The sequence below is a fragment of the Azospirillum lipoferum genome, from assembly GCF_024170005.1.
GTDB lineage: Bacteria > Pseudomonadota > Alphaproteobacteria > Azospirillales > Azospirillaceae > Azospirillum > Azospirillum lipoferum.
This window is the reverse complement of sequence record NZ_JALJXJ010000001.1, coordinates 501,125-518,201: the sequence shown is the minus strand read 5'-3', so window position 1 is coordinate 518,201 and position 17,077 is coordinate 501,125. Positions and strand designations below refer to the sequence as shown.

Below are 17,077 nucleotides of genomic sequence, written 5' to 3'. Positions count from 1 at the left end.
ATGGATGACCTGATCCGCAACGCCTCGCTCGCTCGCCGGCTGGCGATTGGCGACCGGCGGGCGGTCGGCGACGCTCCCTCCGTTGCCGACGAAGTATCCGCCGACCGCGGCAAGCTGGCCGAATTGGTAGGCTGCCTGTTCGACCACAATGCCAGCGTGCGCATGCGCGCCGCCGATGCGCTGGAACGGGTGTCACGCGGCAATCCCGGTTGGCTCGACTCTTACGTCGAGCATCTGCTGACCGACGCCGTCGCCATCGAACAGGCGGAAGTCCGCTGGCACATCGCCCAGATCGTGCCGCGCCTGACCATGACCGAGGAGCAGCGCCACCGCGCCGCCGTCCTGCTGGCCGACTGGTTCGAGAACAGCCCCAGCCGCATCGTCCAGACCAGCGCGTTGCAAGCCGTGGTCGATCTTGCCGAATCTGACGCCGGCCTGCGCGCCACCTCGGCGGAGATGCTGGGCCGCGCCATGCGCTCCGGCGTACCGTCGCTCGTCGCCCGTGCCCGGCGCATCCTGAAACCCTTCGAGGTGGACGAGGCGACGCTGACCGCCGCCCTGGTGCGCGAACAGACCGGTCTTACCCTGACGATCCTGCCCGATCGTCTGGCAGTGGCCCAGTTACCGCCGGGCGGCGGACTGCCCGATTGGCTCGATTGGACCGACCCGCTGGTCGGCGCCACCCGCAGCGGCGAGGAACTGTCGATCCTCTGCCGCGAGGAGCGTGTGCCCGATGGCGTGAAGGCCGAACGCGGCTGGCGCGCCTTCCGGGTGGAGGGCGTCCTCGATTTCTCCCTGTTCGGCGTCCTGGCCCGCATCGCCGTGCCGCTGGCCCAGGCCCATCTGCCGATCTTCGCAATCTCCACCTACAACACCGACTATGTGCTGGTCCGCGCCGACGACCTGGACAAGGCGGCGGACGTGCTGGCGCTGACCTGCACTGTGAAGCGGTAGGGGCGAGCGCCACCGACCCTCCCCCGCCGGAAGAAGGGAGAGGGTCAGGAAGTGGACATGGCGCAGGCACCTCCGGGACGGCTCAGTCCCTGCCACCCTCCCGCTGGGTCTGCTCGATGATCTCCTCCCGCTCGCCCATCTCCTCCCATTTCTTTTGGACGGGCTTATCGGGATCGCCGGAGGCCTTGCCGGTCTTGTCGACCAGCTTGTCCTCGATTCGCTGTGCGGCGTCCGACGAAGCGTCGGAGGTTACGGATTTGGAGCGATCCTGATCGGCCATGGCAGCGGTCTCCCGTAAAGCTGGTTGACCACACAAACACCCCAGCCTCGGCAAAGTTCACGCGCCAAATTCACTCGTTGGCCCGCAATGCTTCCGCCAGCTGATCAACGAGTGCCGCAGCCTCCGCCGGTTCATACGGCTCTGCATGGCCGGAGCCCCAGACCGGACCCGGCCATGCCGGATCTCCGCGCGTCCGCCCGATCACATGGACGTGCAACTGCGGCACCATGTTGCCCAAAGCCCCGACATTCATCTTGTCCGGCGCGAACAGCCGCTCCACCACGCGGGACGCCAGAGCGATTTCCCGCATCAGCGTCAATTGATCGGCCTCCCCCAGCCGGTGGATCTCCACCGCATCCTCCCGCATCGGCACCAGGATCAGCCACGGCCACAGCCGGTTGTTCATCAGCAGGACCCGGCAGAGCCGCAGATCGGTCACAAGGCGGGTATCTGCCTGTAGCCGTTCGTTAAGGGAAAACATGCTTCACTCCTCTCTGGCGCTGCCCGGAAGCATCATCCCGGAATAATCCGGAGGCTGCTCTGTTGTAGCCGGCAGTGGCGGGGCAACCGCGAAGCTTGTATAGAAGGCTGTGCGCGCCGGCCATACGGCGCAGCGGCATTCGTTGGACGATTATAGAGTTCGGTCCGAGGCAATGGTCGGGGCGGCAACGATCCCCTTGCGCCATTTCCGCGGGCCGCATCCATGTTTTCTGGTGCGGCGAGCGAGAACGACCCACATGCGCAAATCGGCCTTTGCGGTTCTGATCCTGGTGATCCTCGGCAACATCGCCTTCTGGGCGCTGTGGAACCGTCCGGTGGACGAGCGGTCCTGGGCCGGCGCCATCACCGGCGTCGCCTATACCCCCTTCCATTCGGACAAGAGCCCGTCGAAGGGTGACAAGGCATCCGCCGACGACATCGAAAAGGACATGGATGCGCTGGATGGCGCGGTAAAGGCGGTCCGCACCTATTCGACCACCGACGGTTCGGAAATGGTGGCGGCCATCGCCGGCAAGCATGGCCTGCCGGTCACTGCCGGCGCCTGGACGACCGGCAAGCCCGAGATCGACGAGCCCGAACTGGCCGGCCTGATCAAGCTCGCCCGCGCCAACAGCAACGTCCGCCGCGTGCTGGTCGGCAACGAGGCGATCCTGCGCGCCGACCTGACCGTCCCGCAGGCCATCGACTACATCAAGCGGGTGAAGAAGAAGGTCAACGTCCCGGTCTCCATCGCCGAACCGTGGCACGTCTGGCTGAAGCATCCGGAACTGGTGGAGGCGGTCGATTTCCTCGCCGTCCATCTGCTGCCCTACTGGGAAGGCGTGCCGGTCGACCAGTCGGTCGATTACGCCATGTTCCGCTTCAACGAGCTGAAGCAGAAATACCCCAACAAGCACATCCTGATCGGCGAGATCGGCTGGCCGGCCGACGGCCCATGGCGCCGCGGCGCCGAGGCCAGCCAGGTCAACCAGGCCAAGTTCATCCGCAACTTCCTGAACGTCGCCGCCCAGAACAAGCTCGACTACTTCATCATGGAGGCCTTCGATCAGCCCTGGAAGCGGGAGATCGAGGGCACGGCCGGCACCAGCTGGGGCTTGTGGGACTATCAGCGCAACCCGAAGTTCCCGATGATCGGCGGGGTGCACGAGATCCGCAACTGGGAGATCAAGTGCGCCACCGCCGTGGCGTTGGGTTTCCTGCCGCTGGTGTTCTTCCTGTGGCGCCGCAGCGACCTGAAGATCGGCGGCCAGATCTTCTACGGCGGGCTGATCCAGGCGGTTGCCTCCGTCCTGGTCTTCACCGTCAGCGCAGCGTCCGCCGCCGGCCTCGCACTGACCACCGAAATCGCCTGGGGCCTGCTGATCTTCTGCCAGCTCGTGCTGTTCGCGGTCATGCTGATCGACGGCATGGAACTGACCGAGGTCGTCTGGCAGCACAAGTTCAAGCGCAAGTTCGTCCCCTGCTCCGCCGCCCCGCTGCCCAATGCCGCGAAGGTGTCGATCCATGTGCCCTGCTACAACGAACCGCCGCACATGGTCATGCAGACGCTGGACGCGCTGGCCCGTCTCGACTACCCGAATTACGAAGTCCTGCTGCTGGACAACAACACCAAGGATCCGGCGGTCTGGCGGCCGATCGAGGAATACTGCAAGAAGCTGGGGCCGAAGTTCCGCTTCTTCCACCTCGACAACTGGCCGGGCTTCAAGGCAGGTGCGCTGAACTTCGGTCTGGCGCAAACGGCACCCGACGCCGAACACATTGCCGTCATCGACAGCGACTATCAGGTCCATCCCGACTGGCTGAAGGCGACCATCCCGCACTTCAACCGGCCGGAGGTCGGCTTCGTCCAGTCGCCGCAGGACTACCGCGAATGGGAACACGACCTGTTCCAGCGCATGACCAACTGGGAATATGCTGGCTTCTTCCACATCGGCATGATCCAGCGCAACGAGCGCAACGCGATCATCCAGCACGGCACCATGACCATCATCCGCAAGTCGGCCCTGGAAAAGGTCGGCCGCTGGGGTGAATGGTGCATCACCGAGGATGCCGACCTCGGCCTGCGCCTGTTCGAGCATGGCTATGAGGCCGTCTACATGCCGGAGAGCTACGGCAAGGGCCTGGTTCCCGACAGCTTCTCCGCCTACAAGACGCAGCGTTTCCGCTGGGCCTATGGCGCCGTGCAGATCCTGAAGCATCATTGGCGTCAGCTGTCGCCGGGAGCCAAGGAGCTGACCGCCGGCCAGAAGTATCATTTCATCACCGGCTGGTTGCCCTGGTTCGCCGACGCCGCCCACATGGTGTTCGGTATCGCCGGCATCCTGTGGTCCATCGGCCTGATGGCCTTCCCCAAATATTTCGAGTTCCCACCCAACGTCTTCATGATCCCGACGCTCAGCGTCTTCGCCTTCAAGGTCGGTGCCTCGCTCTGGCTCTACGAGGCGCGGGTGAAGTGCGGATTCTGGGACAAGGTCGGCGCGGCGGTAGCCGGCATGGCGCTGACCCACACGGTCGGCCGCGCCATGTGGCTCGGCATGTTCACCTCTGGCAGACCCTTCGTCCGCACGCCGAAATGCGAGAACCAGCCGGCGCTGATGCAGGCCTTCCTGATGGCGCGGGAGGAACTGGTGCTGCTGGTGTCGCTGTGGGGGGCGGCGCTGGCGATCGTCATGGTCTTCGGCCATGAGAACCGCGACGCCTTCATGTGGTCGGGCCTGCTGGTGGTGCAATCGCTGCCCTATCTGGCCGCCTTCATCACCGCGCTGATCAACGTCTTCCCCACCATCGGTTTCGGCAAGAGCAAGCCGGAAACCACCGACGACACCGTCAGCGCCGGGGCCGGCGACTGACCTGCGACAAGCCGGCGCTTTCGCATTGACGAAAGCGCCGGCTCTGCCAGACTTGACCGTCAGGGTTACCAGTCCCGGGAGGCGGCTCATGTCCGGTAATCTCACCTCCGGGCGCGGCATCGGTCCGCCGGAGTTCAGCGTCCGCACCACCACGGGCGTCGAGCGGGCCGGCAGCGCCACCGACCGCAACCACCGCCGCAACCCGCGGCGCGAGCAGCAAGAGCGCGAGCAGGAACGGCGCGACCACAACCCACCCAACCCGCAGCGCCGCCGCCTGTACGATCTTCTGTTCGACGAGGTCGACCAGTTCGACGGGCTGGACGAACGGCAGCGGGCCCGGCTGAAGGACAATCTCCGCAGTCACCTGTCCCGCGCCGCTCCACCCGCGCCGCCCAATCCGCCGGTCCATCATGACGAGGAAGCGCTGGCCGAAGCGCTGCTAAAGGATCCTGCGGCGCCGATCCCCGTCGACCCCGAGCACATCGTCCAGGCCGTTACCGCCGTCGCACCCGCGCAAGACCCGGAAACCGCCCGCCTGGCCGAGCAACTGCGCGACTGCCTCACCCGCAACACCGACCGCGCACGCAAGGTGGCGGTCTACCTGCATCTGCTGCTGACGCTGGAGGGAGCGTTCCGGCCGCACATGGTGGTGGATGTGTAGGAAACATTCGCCAGCCAACATTTCCCAAAAGCAAAAAGCCCCGCCTTCCTTAAGGAAGGCGGGGCTTTTCATTTCATTTACCTTGGCCTCACTCCGGAGTGGAGGACTCGCCATCGGCTTCCGGGGTGCCCATCATCGCGTCGGCGACCAGACCGGCATTGCCGCGGATCTTGGCCTCGATCGCATCAGCGACCTCGGGGTTGTTGCGCAGGTAGTTCTTGGCGTTCTCGCGGCCCTGGCCGATCCGGGTACCCTCATAGCTGAACCATGCGCCTGACTTGTCGACCACGCCGGCCTGGATGCCAAGGTCGAGCAATTCGCCCACCTTCGACACGCCTTCGCCATACATGATGTCGAACTCGACCACGCGGAACGGCGGGGCCATCTTGTTCTTCACCACCTTGACGCGGGTCTGGTTGCCGACCACGGTCTCGCGGTCCTTGATCGAACCGATGCGACGGATGTCGAGACGGACGGACGCGTAGAACTTCAGCGCGTTGCCGCCGGTCGTCGTCTCCGGGTTGCCGAACATCACGCCGATCTTCAGGCGGATCTGGTTGATGAAGATCACCAGACAGTTCGACTTGGAGATCGAACCGGTCAGCTTGCGCAGCGCCTGGCTCATCAGGCGGGCATGCAGGCCGACATGGCTGTCCCCCATCTCGCCTTCCAGTTCGGCGCGCGGAACCAGGGCGGCAACCGAGTCGACAACCAGAACGTCGATGGCGCCGGAGCGCACCAGCGTGTCGGCGATCTCCAGCGCCTGCTCGCCGGCATCCGGCTGGGAGATCAGCAGCTCGTCGATGTTGACGCCGAGCTTGCGGGCATAGGACGGATCAAGCGCATGCTCGGCATCGACGAAGGCGCAGGTGCCACCGGCCTTCTGGGCCTGGGCGATGGCGTGCAGCGCCAGCGTGGTCTTGCCCGAGCTTTCCGGCCCGTAGATTTCGATGATGCGGCCCTTCGGCAAACCGCCGATGCCCAGCGCGATGTCGAGACCCAGTGAGCCGGTGGAAATGACCTCCGTCTCGACCAAGTTCTCCTTGGCGCCGAGCTTCATGATCGAGCCCTTGCCGAACGCGCGTTCGATCTGGCTCAGGGCGGCATCGAGCGCCTTCTGCTTGTCCATGGAATCCTTCTCGACCAAACGAAGCTGTGCGGACGACATGCCCGGTACCCCTCTCTTAGAACACACGGTCGGCGCGCTTGCAACGAGGCTGAATGTACTCTCTTCGTTCCCATTTGCAAGGGATGATGTTGCCTGTACGTTCCTATTTTACGGGGTATATCCGGGCACGCTTTTGCGGGCGGATTTGCCGCTCACCGCCCGTCACGGATGACCTCCTTCACCTTGGACGCCAGCTGCTTCAGCGAGAAGGGCTTGGGCAGGAAATGGGCGACTTCGACGCCGTCGATCTCGCCCAGCCGATCCTCGGCATAGCCGGAGATGAAGATCACCCGCATCTCCGGGCGCAGTCTGCGGACATGGCGGGCCAGCGTCGGGCCGTCCATCTGCGGCATCACCACGTCGGTGATCAGCAGGTCGATGGACGCGCCGTTGGTCTCGATCTGCTGCAAGGCCGCCTCGCCATTCTTGGCCTCCAGCACCTGATAGCCCTTGTTGCGCAAGGCGCGGGCGGAGAAGACACGCACGGCGTCCTCGTCCTCCACCAGCAGGATGGTACCGGTGCCGGTCAGGTCGCTGCCACGGCGTTCGCGCGGCTCCGCCGTATCGACCGGGCGCAGTTCACCCTGGTGGTGCGGCAGCAGGATGGTGAAGGTCGTCCCCTCCCCCACCGCCGAATCGACCAGCACAAAACCGCCGGTCTGCCGGACGATGCCATAGACCGTCGACAGGCCGAGCCCGGTGCCCGACCCGACCTCCTTGGTCGTGTAGAACGGCTCGAAGATACGCTGGAGGTTCTCGCGCGCGATGCCGCAGCCGGTGTCGATCACCTCGATCGAGACATAGCTGCCGGACGGCACCGTTTCATGCTCCCGCCGTTCCGGCTGGGTGACGACGTAGTTGGTGGTATTGATGGTCAGTTTGCCGCCGCCGGCCATGGCGTCGCGGGCATTGACCACCAGATTGATGATGACCTGCTCCAGCTGGTTCTGGTCGACCTTGACCAGCCCCAGGTCGCGGCCATGAATCATCTTCAGTTCGATGTTCTCGCCGATCAGCCGGCGCAGCAGGTTTGCCAGTTCCGCCAGCACGTCGGTCACGTTGATGACGCGCGGCTGCAAGGTCTGCTGGCGCGAGAAGGCCAGCAGCTGCCGCACGAGGTTGGCGGCGCGGTTGGCGTTCTGCTTGATCTGCATGATGTCGCTGAAGGACTGGTCGCCCGGCTTGTGCCGCAGCAGCAGCAGGTCGCAAAAGCCGATCATCGCCGTCAGCAGGTTGTTGAAGTCGTGCGCCACGCCGCCGGCCAGCTGGCCGACCGCCTGCATCTTCTGCGACTGGGCGAACTGGGCCTCCAGACTCTTGCGCTCGGTCATGTCGATGAAGTGCAGGATCAGGCCGACACCGTCGCCGCGCGTTCCGTCTCCCCGGCCGTCGGTGCGCACCGGGTTGGCGAGGCGCCGGGCATAGAGCTGGGCGGTCAGTTCCCGCCCGCCGGACAGCCGCACCTCCAGCGGGTGGGCCGGATCGGCGCCGCCCTGCACCGACTTCAGCCGGGCGATCACCGCCTCACGCTCCGCCGGGACGATCAGGTCGGCCATCGGACGGTTGATGACGCTGCCCGCCTCGCTGCCGATCAGCGCCAGGAAGGCCTCGTTGCATTCGGTCAGCTGCCCGGTCTCGTCGACCAGCGCGATGCCGATCGGCGCATCTTCGAAGAAGCGCTGGAACCGCTGCTCCGACTGACGCAATGCCTCCTGCCATTCCCGCTCGGGGGACAGGTCGCGCACCACCGACCGCGTGTGGATGGTGCCGTCGTCGGCATGCACCACGCTCTGCGCCACCGCGACCTGGAACCGCCGTCCGCGCAGCCCCACCATGGTCAGCTCGCCGCGCTGCTCGCTCCCGCCATGGTCGAACAGGTCATAAGGGGCGGCTGAGAGCGGCGGTGCCGCCAGGATCCCGTGCAGCTGCGATTCGCCGTCCGTCAGGTCGCCGGGAGCGGCCTCCAGCCATTGGGCCAGCGTGGCGTTCACGAACAGGAAATTGCCGTTCTGGTCGACCGAGAAGAAGCCGACCGGCGCATGCTCCATAAAGTCGGCAAGCTTGGCCTGCTCGCGCAACATGACATGTTCCAGCTCGCGCCGGGCGGTGATGTCCTCGATCCGCCAGTGGACGGAGCCGGGAAAGCCGCCCACCGGCTGGCCTTGCACCTTGCGCCATTCCGGCGGGTTGTGGTCCAGGGCCGGGATCGCCAGCTCCGCGGAGGCGGCGGCCCCTGCCTTCACCCGCTCGCGCAGGCGGCGGAACTCGCGCGCGCTGTCGGGGTCGCCGGAGAATTGGCGGGCCAGGGCGTCCAGCGGCCGTTCGCCGCGGCGCCAGCCCGCCAGTTCACGGAAGGCTGCGTTGACGAACACCACGTCGCCGGCCCCGTCGCAGACCAGCTGTCCGGCTGGCATCCCTTCCAGCGCCCCGCCGAGAAGCGCGCCAATGTGCGCCGACCGCCGCACCACCGAGACGCTGCGGGCGATCAGCAGGGCCACGCCCGCGGTCGCCAGTGCCGCCCCCAACCAGACGACCGAGTCGCGGTCCACCAGCAACCCGGCGGCCAGCACCAGAAGCCCGGCGGGCGCCAGCGCATATTGGGCCATCATCAGCACCCCGCCGGACGAAGCCCGACGGTTCACTGCATTGCGCGCGGTGTCGGAAAGGGAAGTTGTCTCGTCCACCAATACTCCAAACCCCACACGGTCCCGCCGGGAAATGCCCCGGTCCGGACATGCCCATCGCACCGCCCGGATCGTCGGCCGGCACACCCGATCCCGTCAACCGTTGCGGAGCCGGGTCAGTTGCGCCCAGGTCAGTTACGCAGCGCCCGCCCTTTCAGCTTGAAGACATAGGTGATGACTTCGGCGACCGCCCGATAATGCTCGGATGGAACTTCTTCGTCGATATCGCAAGCGGCATAGAGCGCACGGGCAAGAGGTGGGTTTTCTATGACCGGAACATTGTTCGATTCGGCGATCTCGCGGATCTTGAAGGCCACCTGATCGACGCCCTTCGCCAGCACCATCGGTGCGCCCATCTGACTGGGGTCGTATTTCAGCGCGACGGCGAAGTGGGTCGGGTTGGTGACCACCACGTCGGCGTTGGGTACCGCCGCCATCATGCGCTTGCGCGCGCGCTCGAACCGGATCTGGCGGATGCGGCCCTTGACCACGGGGTCGCCTTCCTGCTGCTTATGCTCGTCCTTCACCTCCTGCTTGGTCATCTTCATCTTCTTGTCGAATTGCTGCTTCTGCCAGATGAAGTCGCCGGCAGCGATGAAGGTGAGGACGACCAGAACCCAGACCAGCAGCCGGTGGGCCAGCCCGTCCATCTGCAGCAGCATGGCGACGATGTCGATGCCGATATAAGCCTCGATGCCGCCGAACATCGGGACCAGCGCCATATAGGCAACGCCGCCGACCACCCCCAGCTTGACGATGCTCTTCAGCAGCTCCACGCCCTGGTTGGCCTTGAACATGTTCATCAGGCCGGGCAGCGGGTTCAGCTTGCCGAACTTGGGCGAGATCAGTTCCCACGAGATGTGGAACCCCGTCTGCCCGATGGTCGACAGAACGCCGGCCACCACGAACAGCAGGATGGGCAGCCACAGCGCCCACATGGTGTCGCTCATCACCCGAAACAGCAAGGCGCCAACCCCGGCCCGGTCGAAGGTGAGGCGGTCCAGGTTTTCGAAATAATAGTTCAGGCGGAAGACCAGCCCCTTCATCGTGCCGGGCAGGATGGAGACCAGAACCACCAGCATCGCCGCGACCATCAACCAGTTCGCGGCCTCGCGGGTCATTGCGAACTGGCCCTGTTTGTGGGCCTCGTCGAGCTTTTTGGATGTCGGGTCCTCTGTTTTGGAGGACTCGTCCGCCTCTTCCGACACCGGCGTCCCCCTTCTACAGCGGCTTCAGGAATTCGACGAAGGTCGATTCGAAGCGCGAGAGCCAGAACAGCATCATCGCACCCAGCGTCAGCGCGAACATGAACAGCCCCAGCAGCACCTGGACCGAGGTGAACAGCTGGAACACCTGCACCTGCGGCGCCAGCTTGTTCAGCAACCCCAGCGCCAAAGCGAACAGGATGCCGGTGATCAGGAAGGGTGCGGACATCTGCACCCCCATCATGAAGCTCTTCGACACGAGTTGCCCGATCACATTCGCCATGTCGTCGATCGGGATGGCGGCACCGGGCGTGAAGGTGGAATAACTGTCGACCACCGCCATGATCAGCAGATGGTGCAGGTCGGTGACGAACAGCAGAAGCAACCCCAGCCAGCCCATCAGCGAACCGGGCAGCGATCCGGATGTGGCCAGCGCCGGGTTGAAGATCTGCGCGTTGGCCAGACCGCTCTGCAGACTGATGATGGTTCCGGCCACCTCCAGCGCGCCCATCAGCAGTCGGGCGATGGTGCCCATAAAGATGCCGATGGTCATCTCCCCGGCGGCCAGAACCAGCAGTTGGAACGGGTTGCCCGGCATCGGCGGCAGCATCGGCCGGATCGCCGGCGCCACCAGCATGCTGACCGCCAGCGCGAACAGCAGGCGCGTGCGGGTGGGAACGAAGGCGTCGCCGATGGTTGGCATCACGCTGAAGGCGGTACCTACCCGCATGAAGACCAACATCCAGACGAAGATCTGCTCGCCCAGAAGCTGTTGCAGGATATTCATTGACCCGCCGCGGCGGCGGTGGGAGCCGGCGGGGGCGTCACGCCGGTGCCGGGCGTGAAGGGGGCGCCGCCATTGTCGGTGGCGCCGACGCCGATGGCGACGATGCGGTCGGCCACCTCATGCTCGAAGAACTCGGTCAGCTTGCCCAGCATGAAGGGCATCAGCAGAATGCTGAGCCCGAAGACCAGCAGCACCTTCGGCACCATGGCGAGCGTCTGCTCGCTGATCTGGGTGACGGCCTGGAAGATCGAGATGATGGTGCCCACCGCCATCATGATGACCAGAATCGGCCCGCAGACAATCACCAGCGTGACGATCGAGGTGCGGCAAAGCTCGATGACTTCGGTCTCGTTCATGATCGCAGACGGTGCAGGACGATGTGTGGACGCGGGCGAACGCCGTCACATCGGCATGCGCAGGATTTCCTGATAGGCGTTCAGCACCTTGTCACGCACAGCGGTGACGGTCTGCAGCGTCACCTCGGCGTTGGTCACCGCCTGGACGACGTCGTTCAGGTCGGCCTTGCCGACGGCGGCCAGCGCCGACATGTCCTCGCTCTTCTTCAGGGTGCCGATGCTCTCCTTGGCCGCCTGTTCCAGCACATCACCGAAGGAGACACCGTCGCGGGCGGCCATGCCGGGGCCGGTCGTCTTGGCGGCGGTGGTGGCATAGGCCGCGGCGGCGTTCAGCGGATTGATCATGGCGGCGGTTCCGGTCGGTCAGAAGGGATGATGGCGATGGAAGTTGCGGGCGTCAGCCGCGCAGGATGTCGATGGTGCGGGTCAGCATCTGCCGCGCGGTGTCGATCGCCGACAGGTTGGCTTCGTAGCTGCGCTGGGCCTCGCGCATGTCCATCGCCTCCACCACCGAATTGACGTTGGGCAGCAGGACATAGCCGTCGGCATCGGCCGACGGGTGGGACGGGTCGTACTTGCGCTGGAAGTCGCTCTTGTCCACGTCGACCTTGGCGACGCGGACCTTGTCGACGTCCATCGCCCGGTCCAACTCGTTCTTGAAGATGACCGTCTTGCGGCGATAGGGCAGATCGCCCGGCGTTTCGGCGGTGGTGTTGGCGTTGGCCAGATTCTCCGAAATGACCTTCAGGCGCGTGCCCTGCGCCTTCATGCCCGATGCGGAAACCGCCATCGATTTATAGAGATCCATCGCACCACCTCCTCACAAACCAGCCTGAAAGCCGACCGGCACCCCGAAGACATTCAGCTGCCCGAGCGGATCGCCGACTTGATCATCGCCACCTGCTTTTTATACAGGTTGGTGATGGTCTGGTAATCCATCGAACTCTGGCTCATCCGCATCATCTGGTCTTCCAGGACGACGTTGTTGCCGTCCGGCGCCGTCTCGTACGGGTCGCGCACCTTCTGTTCCTGGGTCATGCCGCCGGCCCCGCGGGTGCCGGCCAGATGGGACGCGTTGGTCGCCACCGGAGTCAGCCGCCGGCTGTCGCTGAGCGCATCGCGGAAGCTGAACGGCTTCAGGTCCCGGCTCTTGTACTCCGGCGTGTCGGCATTGGCGATGTTCTGCGACAGGACTTCCTGGCGTTGGGTCAGCCAGTCCATCTTGCGCGACATCAGTTTGAAGAGTCCGAGATTTCCGAGGTCCATCGCCCTGATCCCGCCGCCCTTGAGTCCGCGATATCGCTGAACGCCGCCCGATCCGGGCATTTCTATAGTGTCCAATGGTCGCCCGTTTGCGTTAACGAAGGATGAATCCCTGCCGACGGAAGTCGGCTGACAGGCCCGCCTTTACAGTTCGTTAAGCCTACCGGTCCAGGATGCGGCGCAGGAAGGACCCTCTGACCAAGGCCGCCTGTTGTCCGCGCAAGCACGCCCTCCCGCCCCGCCACCTGCTGGCTCACCTGCCGGCAAGAGGCCGCCTGCCGCCCGGCGCCCGGTCGCGGTCGCGCTGAAGTACGCGTTGGGAACGGAGACTCTGCCGCGGATCGTCGCCACCGGCAAGGGCACGGTGGCCGAGCAGATCCTGGAGCTTGCCTTCGCCAACGGCGTAAAGGTGCGCGAGGACGCCGATCTGGTCGAAATCCTGTCCGCCATCGAGGTCGACAGCGACATCCCGGTCGAGGCCATCGCCGCGGTGGCGGAGGTCCTGGCCCATGTCTACCGCGCCAACGGCACCCTGCCGCCGGAGCCGCGATCCGATGACATTCCGGAGGAGGACAAGCCGTGACCCGTCCGCCATCCCCGCCCCTTGTCTCAGACGGCGCCGAATCGGTCGCCCGGATTGCGGAACGGGCGACAGCGCTGGCTGGCACGCTCGACGATGCTCGGGCGCAGGCGGAGGCCGGCATCCTGATCGACCTCGCCGGGCTGGAGGACCGCGTCGCCCATCTCTGCCTCGCCGCCGAGGCTCTGCCGCGGGGAGAGGCGCGCACCCTGCTCGGCCCGCTCGGCGATCTGGCCGCGGCCCTGGGTCCGCTGGCCGCCGCCCTGACCGACCAGAAGAACCGGCGGGAGGACGCCATCGCCGCCGCGCTGGCCGGCCGCGACGATCCGCACACCGCCCGCCAGCGTGCGGCTGTCGCCTATGGCCGCACCGCTGGTCCGGCCGCTCCGGCCCTGCCGGACGACACGCCTTAATCTAGAGAAAGCCTGCCGTTTCCATGGATCTCGACCAGTATATCCGGTTCCTGATGGCGCTCATCTTCGTGGTGGCGCTGATCATGGTCGTCGCCTGGGTGATGCGCCGGGTCGGCATGGCCGGCGGCGCGGTGCGTGGACGCGCCCGTCAGCGCCGGCTGAGCATGGTGGAGGCTCTGCCGATCGACGCCAAGCGCCGGCTGGTCCTGGTCCGCCGCGACGATCGCGAGCATCTGATCCTGCTGAGCGCCAATGGCGACCTGCTGGTCGACAGCGCCCCGGCCGGCGGGTTCGACACCGCACTCGCCGGAGCCGAGGCTGCACCCGCCGATACCGCTGCGGTGGGGAGCGAGCCGCGATGATGCGGGTCATCCTCCGCCGTCTCGGATCCTTCTGGAAGCCGGCCGCCGCCGGCTTGGCGTTGGCGCTCGCCGTCGGCGTGGCGCTGGGCCTGAGCGCCGGGCCGGCGCTGGCGCAGAGCCTGACCTTCGACCTGGGCGATGCCGGCGGCACCGCCACCGGCCGAATCGTTCAGACCATCGGGCTGATCACGGTTCTGTCGCTGGCGCCGTCGATCCTGATCATGATGACCGCCTTCACCCGCATCGTCATCGTGCTGTCTTTCCTGCGCAACGCGCTGGGCGTGCAGCAGGTGCCGCCGACCACGGTGATGATGTCGCTGGCCCTCTTCCTGACCTTCTTCGTCATGGCTCCGGTGTTCGAACGCAGCTACACCCAGGGCATCCAGCCGCTGATGAACCAGGAAATCGACGAGATGGAGGCGTTCCGCCGCACGGTGGCCCCGCTTCGCGACTTCATGCTGCATCACACGGCCGAGAAGGACCTCCGCCTGTTCATGGACATGGCCCGCATCCAGTCCGTGCCCGAGGCGAACGACATGCCGCTGCACGTGCTGGTCCCGGCCTTCATGATCTCGGAGATCAAGCGCGGCTTCGAGATCGGCTTCCTGCTGTTCCTGCCGTTCCTGATCATCGACATGGTGGTGTCGTCGATCCTGATGTCGATGGGCATGATGATGTTGCCGCCGACCATGGTCGCCATCCCGTTCAAGATCATCTTCTTCGTTCTGGTCGACGGGTGGTATCTGATCGCCGGATCGCTGGCCCGCAGCTTCGGAACGCTCTGACACCACACGCCGGACGCGAAAAGCCCTGCGCACTTCGTCGCATCCCCCAGGCCGGCGGACAGGGGTGCAAGCCCACGCTGGCGTTGGGCGCCGTAAACGCGTATGAGGAAAGACGATGCGCGTCGACGGGATGAGCAGCCCGGGACATCGCGGCCCGTCGGGCGTCATCGACGGGCGCCATCGAACGGCGCGTTATCGAACGACGGACCAACTTCGGACCGCAACCACTGCATGACTGATACCGCTTTGAAGGCCGCGCAGCCCGACACCGGCAAGCTCGCGACGCTGACCCTGGGTGCGCTGGGCGTCGTCTTTGGCGACATCGGCACCAGCCCGCTCTACACGCTGCGCGAATGCTTCGGCGGCGAACATGGGCTGCCGCTGACCCATGACAACGTGCTCGGCATCATGTCCCTGGTGTTCTGGGCGCTGGTCATGGTCGTCACCGTCAAATATGTGGGCTTCGTCATGCGGGCAGACAACAAGGGCGAGGGCGGCATCCTCTCCCTGCTGGCGCTGGCGTCCAAGACGCGGCCGGATGCGTCCGGCCGGCTGACCCTGCTGACCGCACTGGGGCTTTTCGGTGCCTCGCTGTTCTACGGCGACGGCATGATCACCCCGGCGATGTCCGTGCTGTCGGCGGTGGAGGGCCTGGGCGTGGCGGAACCGGCGCTGGAATCGGCGGTGGTGCCGCTGACCGTTGCCATCGTGATCGCCCTGTTCGCCATCCAGAGCCACGGCACCTCGCGTGTCGGGGCGTTGTTCGGTCCGATCATGCTGGCCTGGTTCACCACGCTCGGCGTCCTGGGGCTGCTGGAAGTGATCGAACAGCCGAGCGTGCTGGTCGCCTTCAACCCCTTCTACGCCATCTCCTTCTTCGGGAATCATGGCGTTGCCGGTTTCCTGGTTTTGGGCGCGGTGGTGCTGGCGGTGACCGGCGGCGAGGCGCTCTATGCCGATATGGGGCATTTCGGCCGCCGCCCCATCCAGGTGGCCTGGCTGGCGGTCGTGCTTCCGGCGCTGCTGCTGAACTATCTGGGCCAGTGCGCGCTTCTGCTGAACGACCCGACGGCGGTGCGCAGCCCTTTCTACCTGCTGGCTCCGGACTGGGCGCTCTATCCACTGATCGGCTTGTCCACCGCAGCGGCCGTCATCGCCAGCCAGGCGGTGATCTCCGGCGTGTTCTCCCTGACCCGGCAGGCGGTTCAGCTCGGGCTTTGCCCACGGCTTGACATCCGCCACACCTCCAACGAGGAGGAGGGGCAGATCTACATCCCCCGCGCCAACTGGGGCCTGCTGGCCGCGGTGCTGGGACTGGTGCTGGTCTTCCAATCCTCCAGCCGCCTTGCCGCCGCTTATGGCATCGCGGTAACCGGCGACATGATCATCACCACCAGCCTGTTCCTGGTGGTGGCGCGCCGCCGCTGGAACTGGAGCCTGCCGCTCTGCTTCGCCGTCGGCGCCTCCTTCCTGACGGTGGAAATCTCCTTCTTCGCCGCCAATGCGGTGAAGATCCCCCATGGCGGCTGGGTGCCGCTGGTGATCGCCTGCATCACGCTGGGCCTGATGTCCACTTGGCGCCGCGGCCGCGCCGTGCTGACCAGGCGGCTGGCCGAGGAATCGTTGCCGCTCGACGCCTTCATCCAGCGGCAGGCGAAAAAAGGCGAGATCCATCGCGTGAAGGGAACCGCGGTCTTCATGACCTCCAGTTCCAACACCGTGCCGATCGCCCTGCTGCACAACCTCAAGCACAATCAGGTCCTGCACGAACGCGTCGTCTTCGTCACCGTGGTGGTCGACGACGTGCCGCGCGTTCCCGCCAAGGACCGCGTGCTGGTGGAGGGGCTGGCCGATGGTTTCTACCGCATCACCGTGCGCTACGGCTTCTCGCAGGAGCCGAACATTCCCAAGGCGCTACGCCTGTGCAAGGCGTTCGGCCTGGAGTTCGACGTGATGGCGACCTCCTTCTTCCTGGGCCGCGAGACGCTGATCCCGCAGATGAACTCCCAGATGGCACTGTGGCGGGAGAAACTGTTCGTGGTGATGTCCCGCACCTCGGTCAGCGCCACCGACTTCTTCAAGCTGCCGCCTAACCGCGTGGTGGAACTCGGCACACAGGTACAGCTGTAGTGGTCGTCTCACGCTACCACTGAGGAATTAGCCCCTCCGAGCAGGCAAAAATTGGTGTCCTGCACAGAAACGGTGGTGATCTGAACGAAAGGCTCCCCC

General features: G+C 65.5%; 18 protein-coding genes. 8 read left to right on the top strand and 10 right to left on the bottom strand.

Annotated features, from left to right (window positions below):
- Entirely contained in the window at positions 1 to 954 is a 954-nt protein-coding gene (locus J2848_RS02510; RefSeq protein ID WP_149235486.1) for an ACT domain-containing protein, read from the top strand.
- Positions 955 to 1,036: 82 nt separating this feature from the next.
- Here J2848_RS02510 and J2848_RS02505 read toward each other — a convergent pair whose 3' ends face one another.
- Complete coding sequence (locus J2848_RS02505; protein WP_149235487.1) at positions 1,037 to 1,234, bottom strand: hypothetical protein; 198 nt, start codon at positions 1,232 to 1,234, stop codon at positions 1,037 to 1,039.
- Positions 1,235 to 1,304: 70 nt separating this feature from the next.
- Positions 1,305 to 1,715, bottom strand: a complete 411-nt coding sequence (locus tag J2848_RS02500) for an HIT domain-containing protein (protein ID WP_149235488.1) — start codon at positions 1,713 to 1,715, stop codon at positions 1,305 to 1,307.
- 256 nt (positions 1,716 to 1,971) lie between these two features.
- Between J2848_RS02500 and J2848_RS02495 the strand changes: the two genes are divergently transcribed.
- Together J2848_RS02495 and J2848_RS02490 are read left to right on the top strand one after the other, a co-directional pair.
- On the top strand, positions 1,972 to 4,584 hold the full coding sequence (locus J2848_RS02495) for a glycosyltransferase family 2 protein (RefSeq protein ID WP_149235489.1): 2,613 nt from the start codon (positions 1,972 to 1,974) through the stop codon (positions 4,582 to 4,584).
- A gap of 88 nt (positions 4,585 to 4,672) precedes the next feature.
- Positions 4,673 to 5,245, top strand: coding sequence for a hypothetical protein (locus tag J2848_RS02490; protein WP_149235490.1), 573 nt, complete (start codon positions 4,673 to 4,675; stop codon positions 5,243 to 5,245).
- Positions 5,246 to 5,333: 88 nt separating this feature from the next.
- Here the strand turns inward: J2848_RS02490 and recA are convergent, their stop codons facing one another.
- The 8 genes from recA to flgB form a co-directional block, all read right to left on the bottom strand.
- Positions 5,334 to 6,413 (bottom strand): recombinase RecA, encoded by a 1,080-nt coding sequence (gene recA / locus J2848_RS02485; protein WP_149230856.1) that lies wholly within the window; start codon positions 6,411 to 6,413, stop codon positions 5,334 to 5,336.
- Between the two features lie 152 nt (positions 6,414 to 6,565).
- A complete protein-coding gene (locus J2848_RS02480) occupies positions 6,566 to 9,097 on the bottom strand; it encodes a hybrid sensor histidine kinase/response regulator (RefSeq protein ID WP_149230855.1) in 2,532 nt (843 codons plus the stop codon).
- A 131-nt stretch (positions 9,098 to 9,228) separates the two neighbouring features.
- Positions 9,229 to 10,305, bottom strand: coding sequence for a flagellar biosynthesis protein FlhB (gene flhB, locus J2848_RS02475; protein ID WP_149230854.1), 1,077 nt, complete (start codon positions 10,303 to 10,305; stop codon positions 9,229 to 9,231).
- A gap of 13 nt (positions 10,306 to 10,318) precedes the next feature.
- Positions 10,319 to 11,089: a flagellar biosynthetic protein FliR gene (gene fliR, locus J2848_RS02470; RefSeq protein WP_149230853.1), complete on the bottom strand. Its 771-nt coding sequence runs from the start codon at positions 11,087 to 11,089 to the stop codon at positions 10,319 to 10,321.
- Positions 11,086 to 11,445: a flagellar biosynthetic protein FliQ gene (locus J2848_RS02465; RefSeq protein ID WP_149230852.1), complete on the bottom strand. Its 360-nt coding sequence runs from the start codon at positions 11,443 to 11,445 to the stop codon at positions 11,086 to 11,088. The genes fliR and J2848_RS02465 overlap by 4 nt, the downstream gene beginning before the upstream one ends.
- 45 nt (positions 11,446 to 11,490) lie before the next feature.
- A complete protein-coding gene (gene fliE, locus J2848_RS02460) occupies positions 11,491 to 11,790 on the bottom strand; it encodes a flagellar hook-basal body complex protein FliE (RefSeq protein ID WP_109106993.1) in 300 nt (99 codons plus the stop codon).
- Between the two features lie 52 nt (positions 11,791 to 11,842).
- Positions 11,843 to 12,253, bottom strand: a complete 411-nt coding sequence (gene flgC / locus J2848_RS02455) for a flagellar basal body rod protein FlgC (RefSeq protein ID WP_149230851.1) — start codon at positions 12,251 to 12,253, stop codon at positions 11,843 to 11,845.
- A gap of 53 nt (positions 12,254 to 12,306) precedes the next feature.
- On the bottom strand, positions 12,307 to 12,678 hold the full coding sequence (gene flgB / locus J2848_RS02450; RefSeq protein WP_253568565.1) for a flagellar basal body rod protein FlgB: 372 nt from the start codon (positions 12,676 to 12,678) through the stop codon (positions 12,307 to 12,309).
- Between the two features lie 334 nt (positions 12,679 to 13,012).
- Between flgB and J2848_RS02445 the strand changes: the two genes are divergently transcribed.
- From J2848_RS02445 to J2848_RS02425, 5 genes are all read left to right on the top strand, one after another.
- Positions 13,013 to 13,291, top strand: coding sequence for an EscU/YscU/HrcU family type III secretion system export apparatus switch protein (locus tag J2848_RS02445; protein WP_246193783.1), 279 nt, complete (start codon positions 13,013 to 13,015; stop codon positions 13,289 to 13,291).
- Positions 13,288 to 13,701, top strand: coding sequence for a hypothetical protein (locus J2848_RS02440; RefSeq protein WP_149230848.1), 414 nt, complete (start codon positions 13,288 to 13,290; stop codon positions 13,699 to 13,701). The genes J2848_RS02445 and J2848_RS02440 overlap by 4 nt, the downstream gene beginning before the upstream one ends.
- 23 nt (positions 13,702 to 13,724) lie before the next feature.
- Entirely contained in the window at positions 13,725 to 14,063 is a 339-nt protein-coding gene (locus J2848_RS02435; RefSeq protein ID WP_149230847.1) for a FliO/MopB family protein, read from the top strand.
- Entirely contained in the window at positions 14,060 to 14,848 is a 789-nt protein-coding gene (gene fliP, locus J2848_RS02430; RefSeq protein WP_149230846.1) for a flagellar type III secretion system pore protein FliP, read from the top strand. The genes J2848_RS02435 and fliP overlap by 4 nt, the downstream gene beginning before the upstream one ends.
- 231 nt (positions 14,849 to 15,079) lie before the next feature.
- Complete coding sequence (locus tag J2848_RS02425; protein ID WP_149230845.1) at positions 15,080 to 16,978, top strand: potassium transporter Kup; 1,899 nt, start codon at positions 15,080 to 15,082, stop codon at positions 16,976 to 16,978.
- Positions 16,979 to 17,077: the final 99 nt, after the last annotated feature.

Coding starts and splice junctions, on each gene's coding strand:
- J2848_RS02510 (WP_149235486.1), top strand. CDS start 1: ATGGATGACCTGATCCGCAACGCCTCGCTCGCTCGCCGGCTGGCGATT.
- J2848_RS02505 (WP_149235487.1), bottom strand. CDS start 1,234: ATGGCCGATCAGGATCGCTCCAAATCCGTAACCTCCGACGCTTCGTCG.
- J2848_RS02500 (WP_149235488.1), bottom strand. CDS start 1,715: ATGTTTTCCCTTAACGAACGGCTACAGGCAGATACCCGCCTTGTGACC.
- J2848_RS02495 (WP_149235489.1), top strand. CDS start 1,972: ATGCGCAAATCGGCCTTTGCGGTTCTGATCCTGGTGATCCTCGGCAAC.
- J2848_RS02490 (WP_149235490.1), top strand. CDS start 4,673: ATGTCCGGTAATCTCACCTCCGGGCGCGGCATCGGTCCGCCGGAGTTC.
- recA (WP_149230856.1), bottom strand. CDS start 6,413: ATGTCGTCCGCACAGCTTCGTTTGGTCGAGAAGGATTCCATGGACAAG.
- fliR (WP_149230853.1), bottom strand. CDS start 11,089: ATGAATATCCTGCAACAGCTTCTGGGCGAGCAGATCTTCGTCTGGATG.
- J2848_RS02465 (WP_149230852.1), bottom strand. CDS start 11,445: ATGAACGAGACCGAAGTCATCGAGCTTTGCCGCACCTCGATCGTCACG.
- fliE (WP_109106993.1), bottom strand. CDS start 11,790: ATGATCAATCCGCTGAACGCCGCCGCGGCCTATGCCACCACCGCCGCC.
- flgC (WP_149230851.1), bottom strand. CDS start 12,253: ATGGATCTCTATAAATCGATGGCGGTTTCCGCATCGGGCATGAAGGCG.
- flgB (WP_253568565.1), bottom strand. CDS start 12,678: ATGTCGCGCAAGATGGACTGGCTGACCCAACGCCAGGAAGTCCTGTCG.
- J2848_RS02435 (WP_149230847.1), top strand. CDS start 13,725: ATGGATCTCGACCAGTATATCCGGTTCCTGATGGCGCTCATCTTCGTG.
- fliP (WP_149230846.1), top strand. CDS start 14,060: ATGATGCGGGTCATCCTCCGCCGTCTCGGATCCTTCTGGAAGCCGGCC.
- J2848_RS02425 (WP_149230845.1), top strand. CDS start 15,080: ATGACTGATACCGCTTTGAAGGCCGCGCAGCCCGACACCGGCAAGCTC.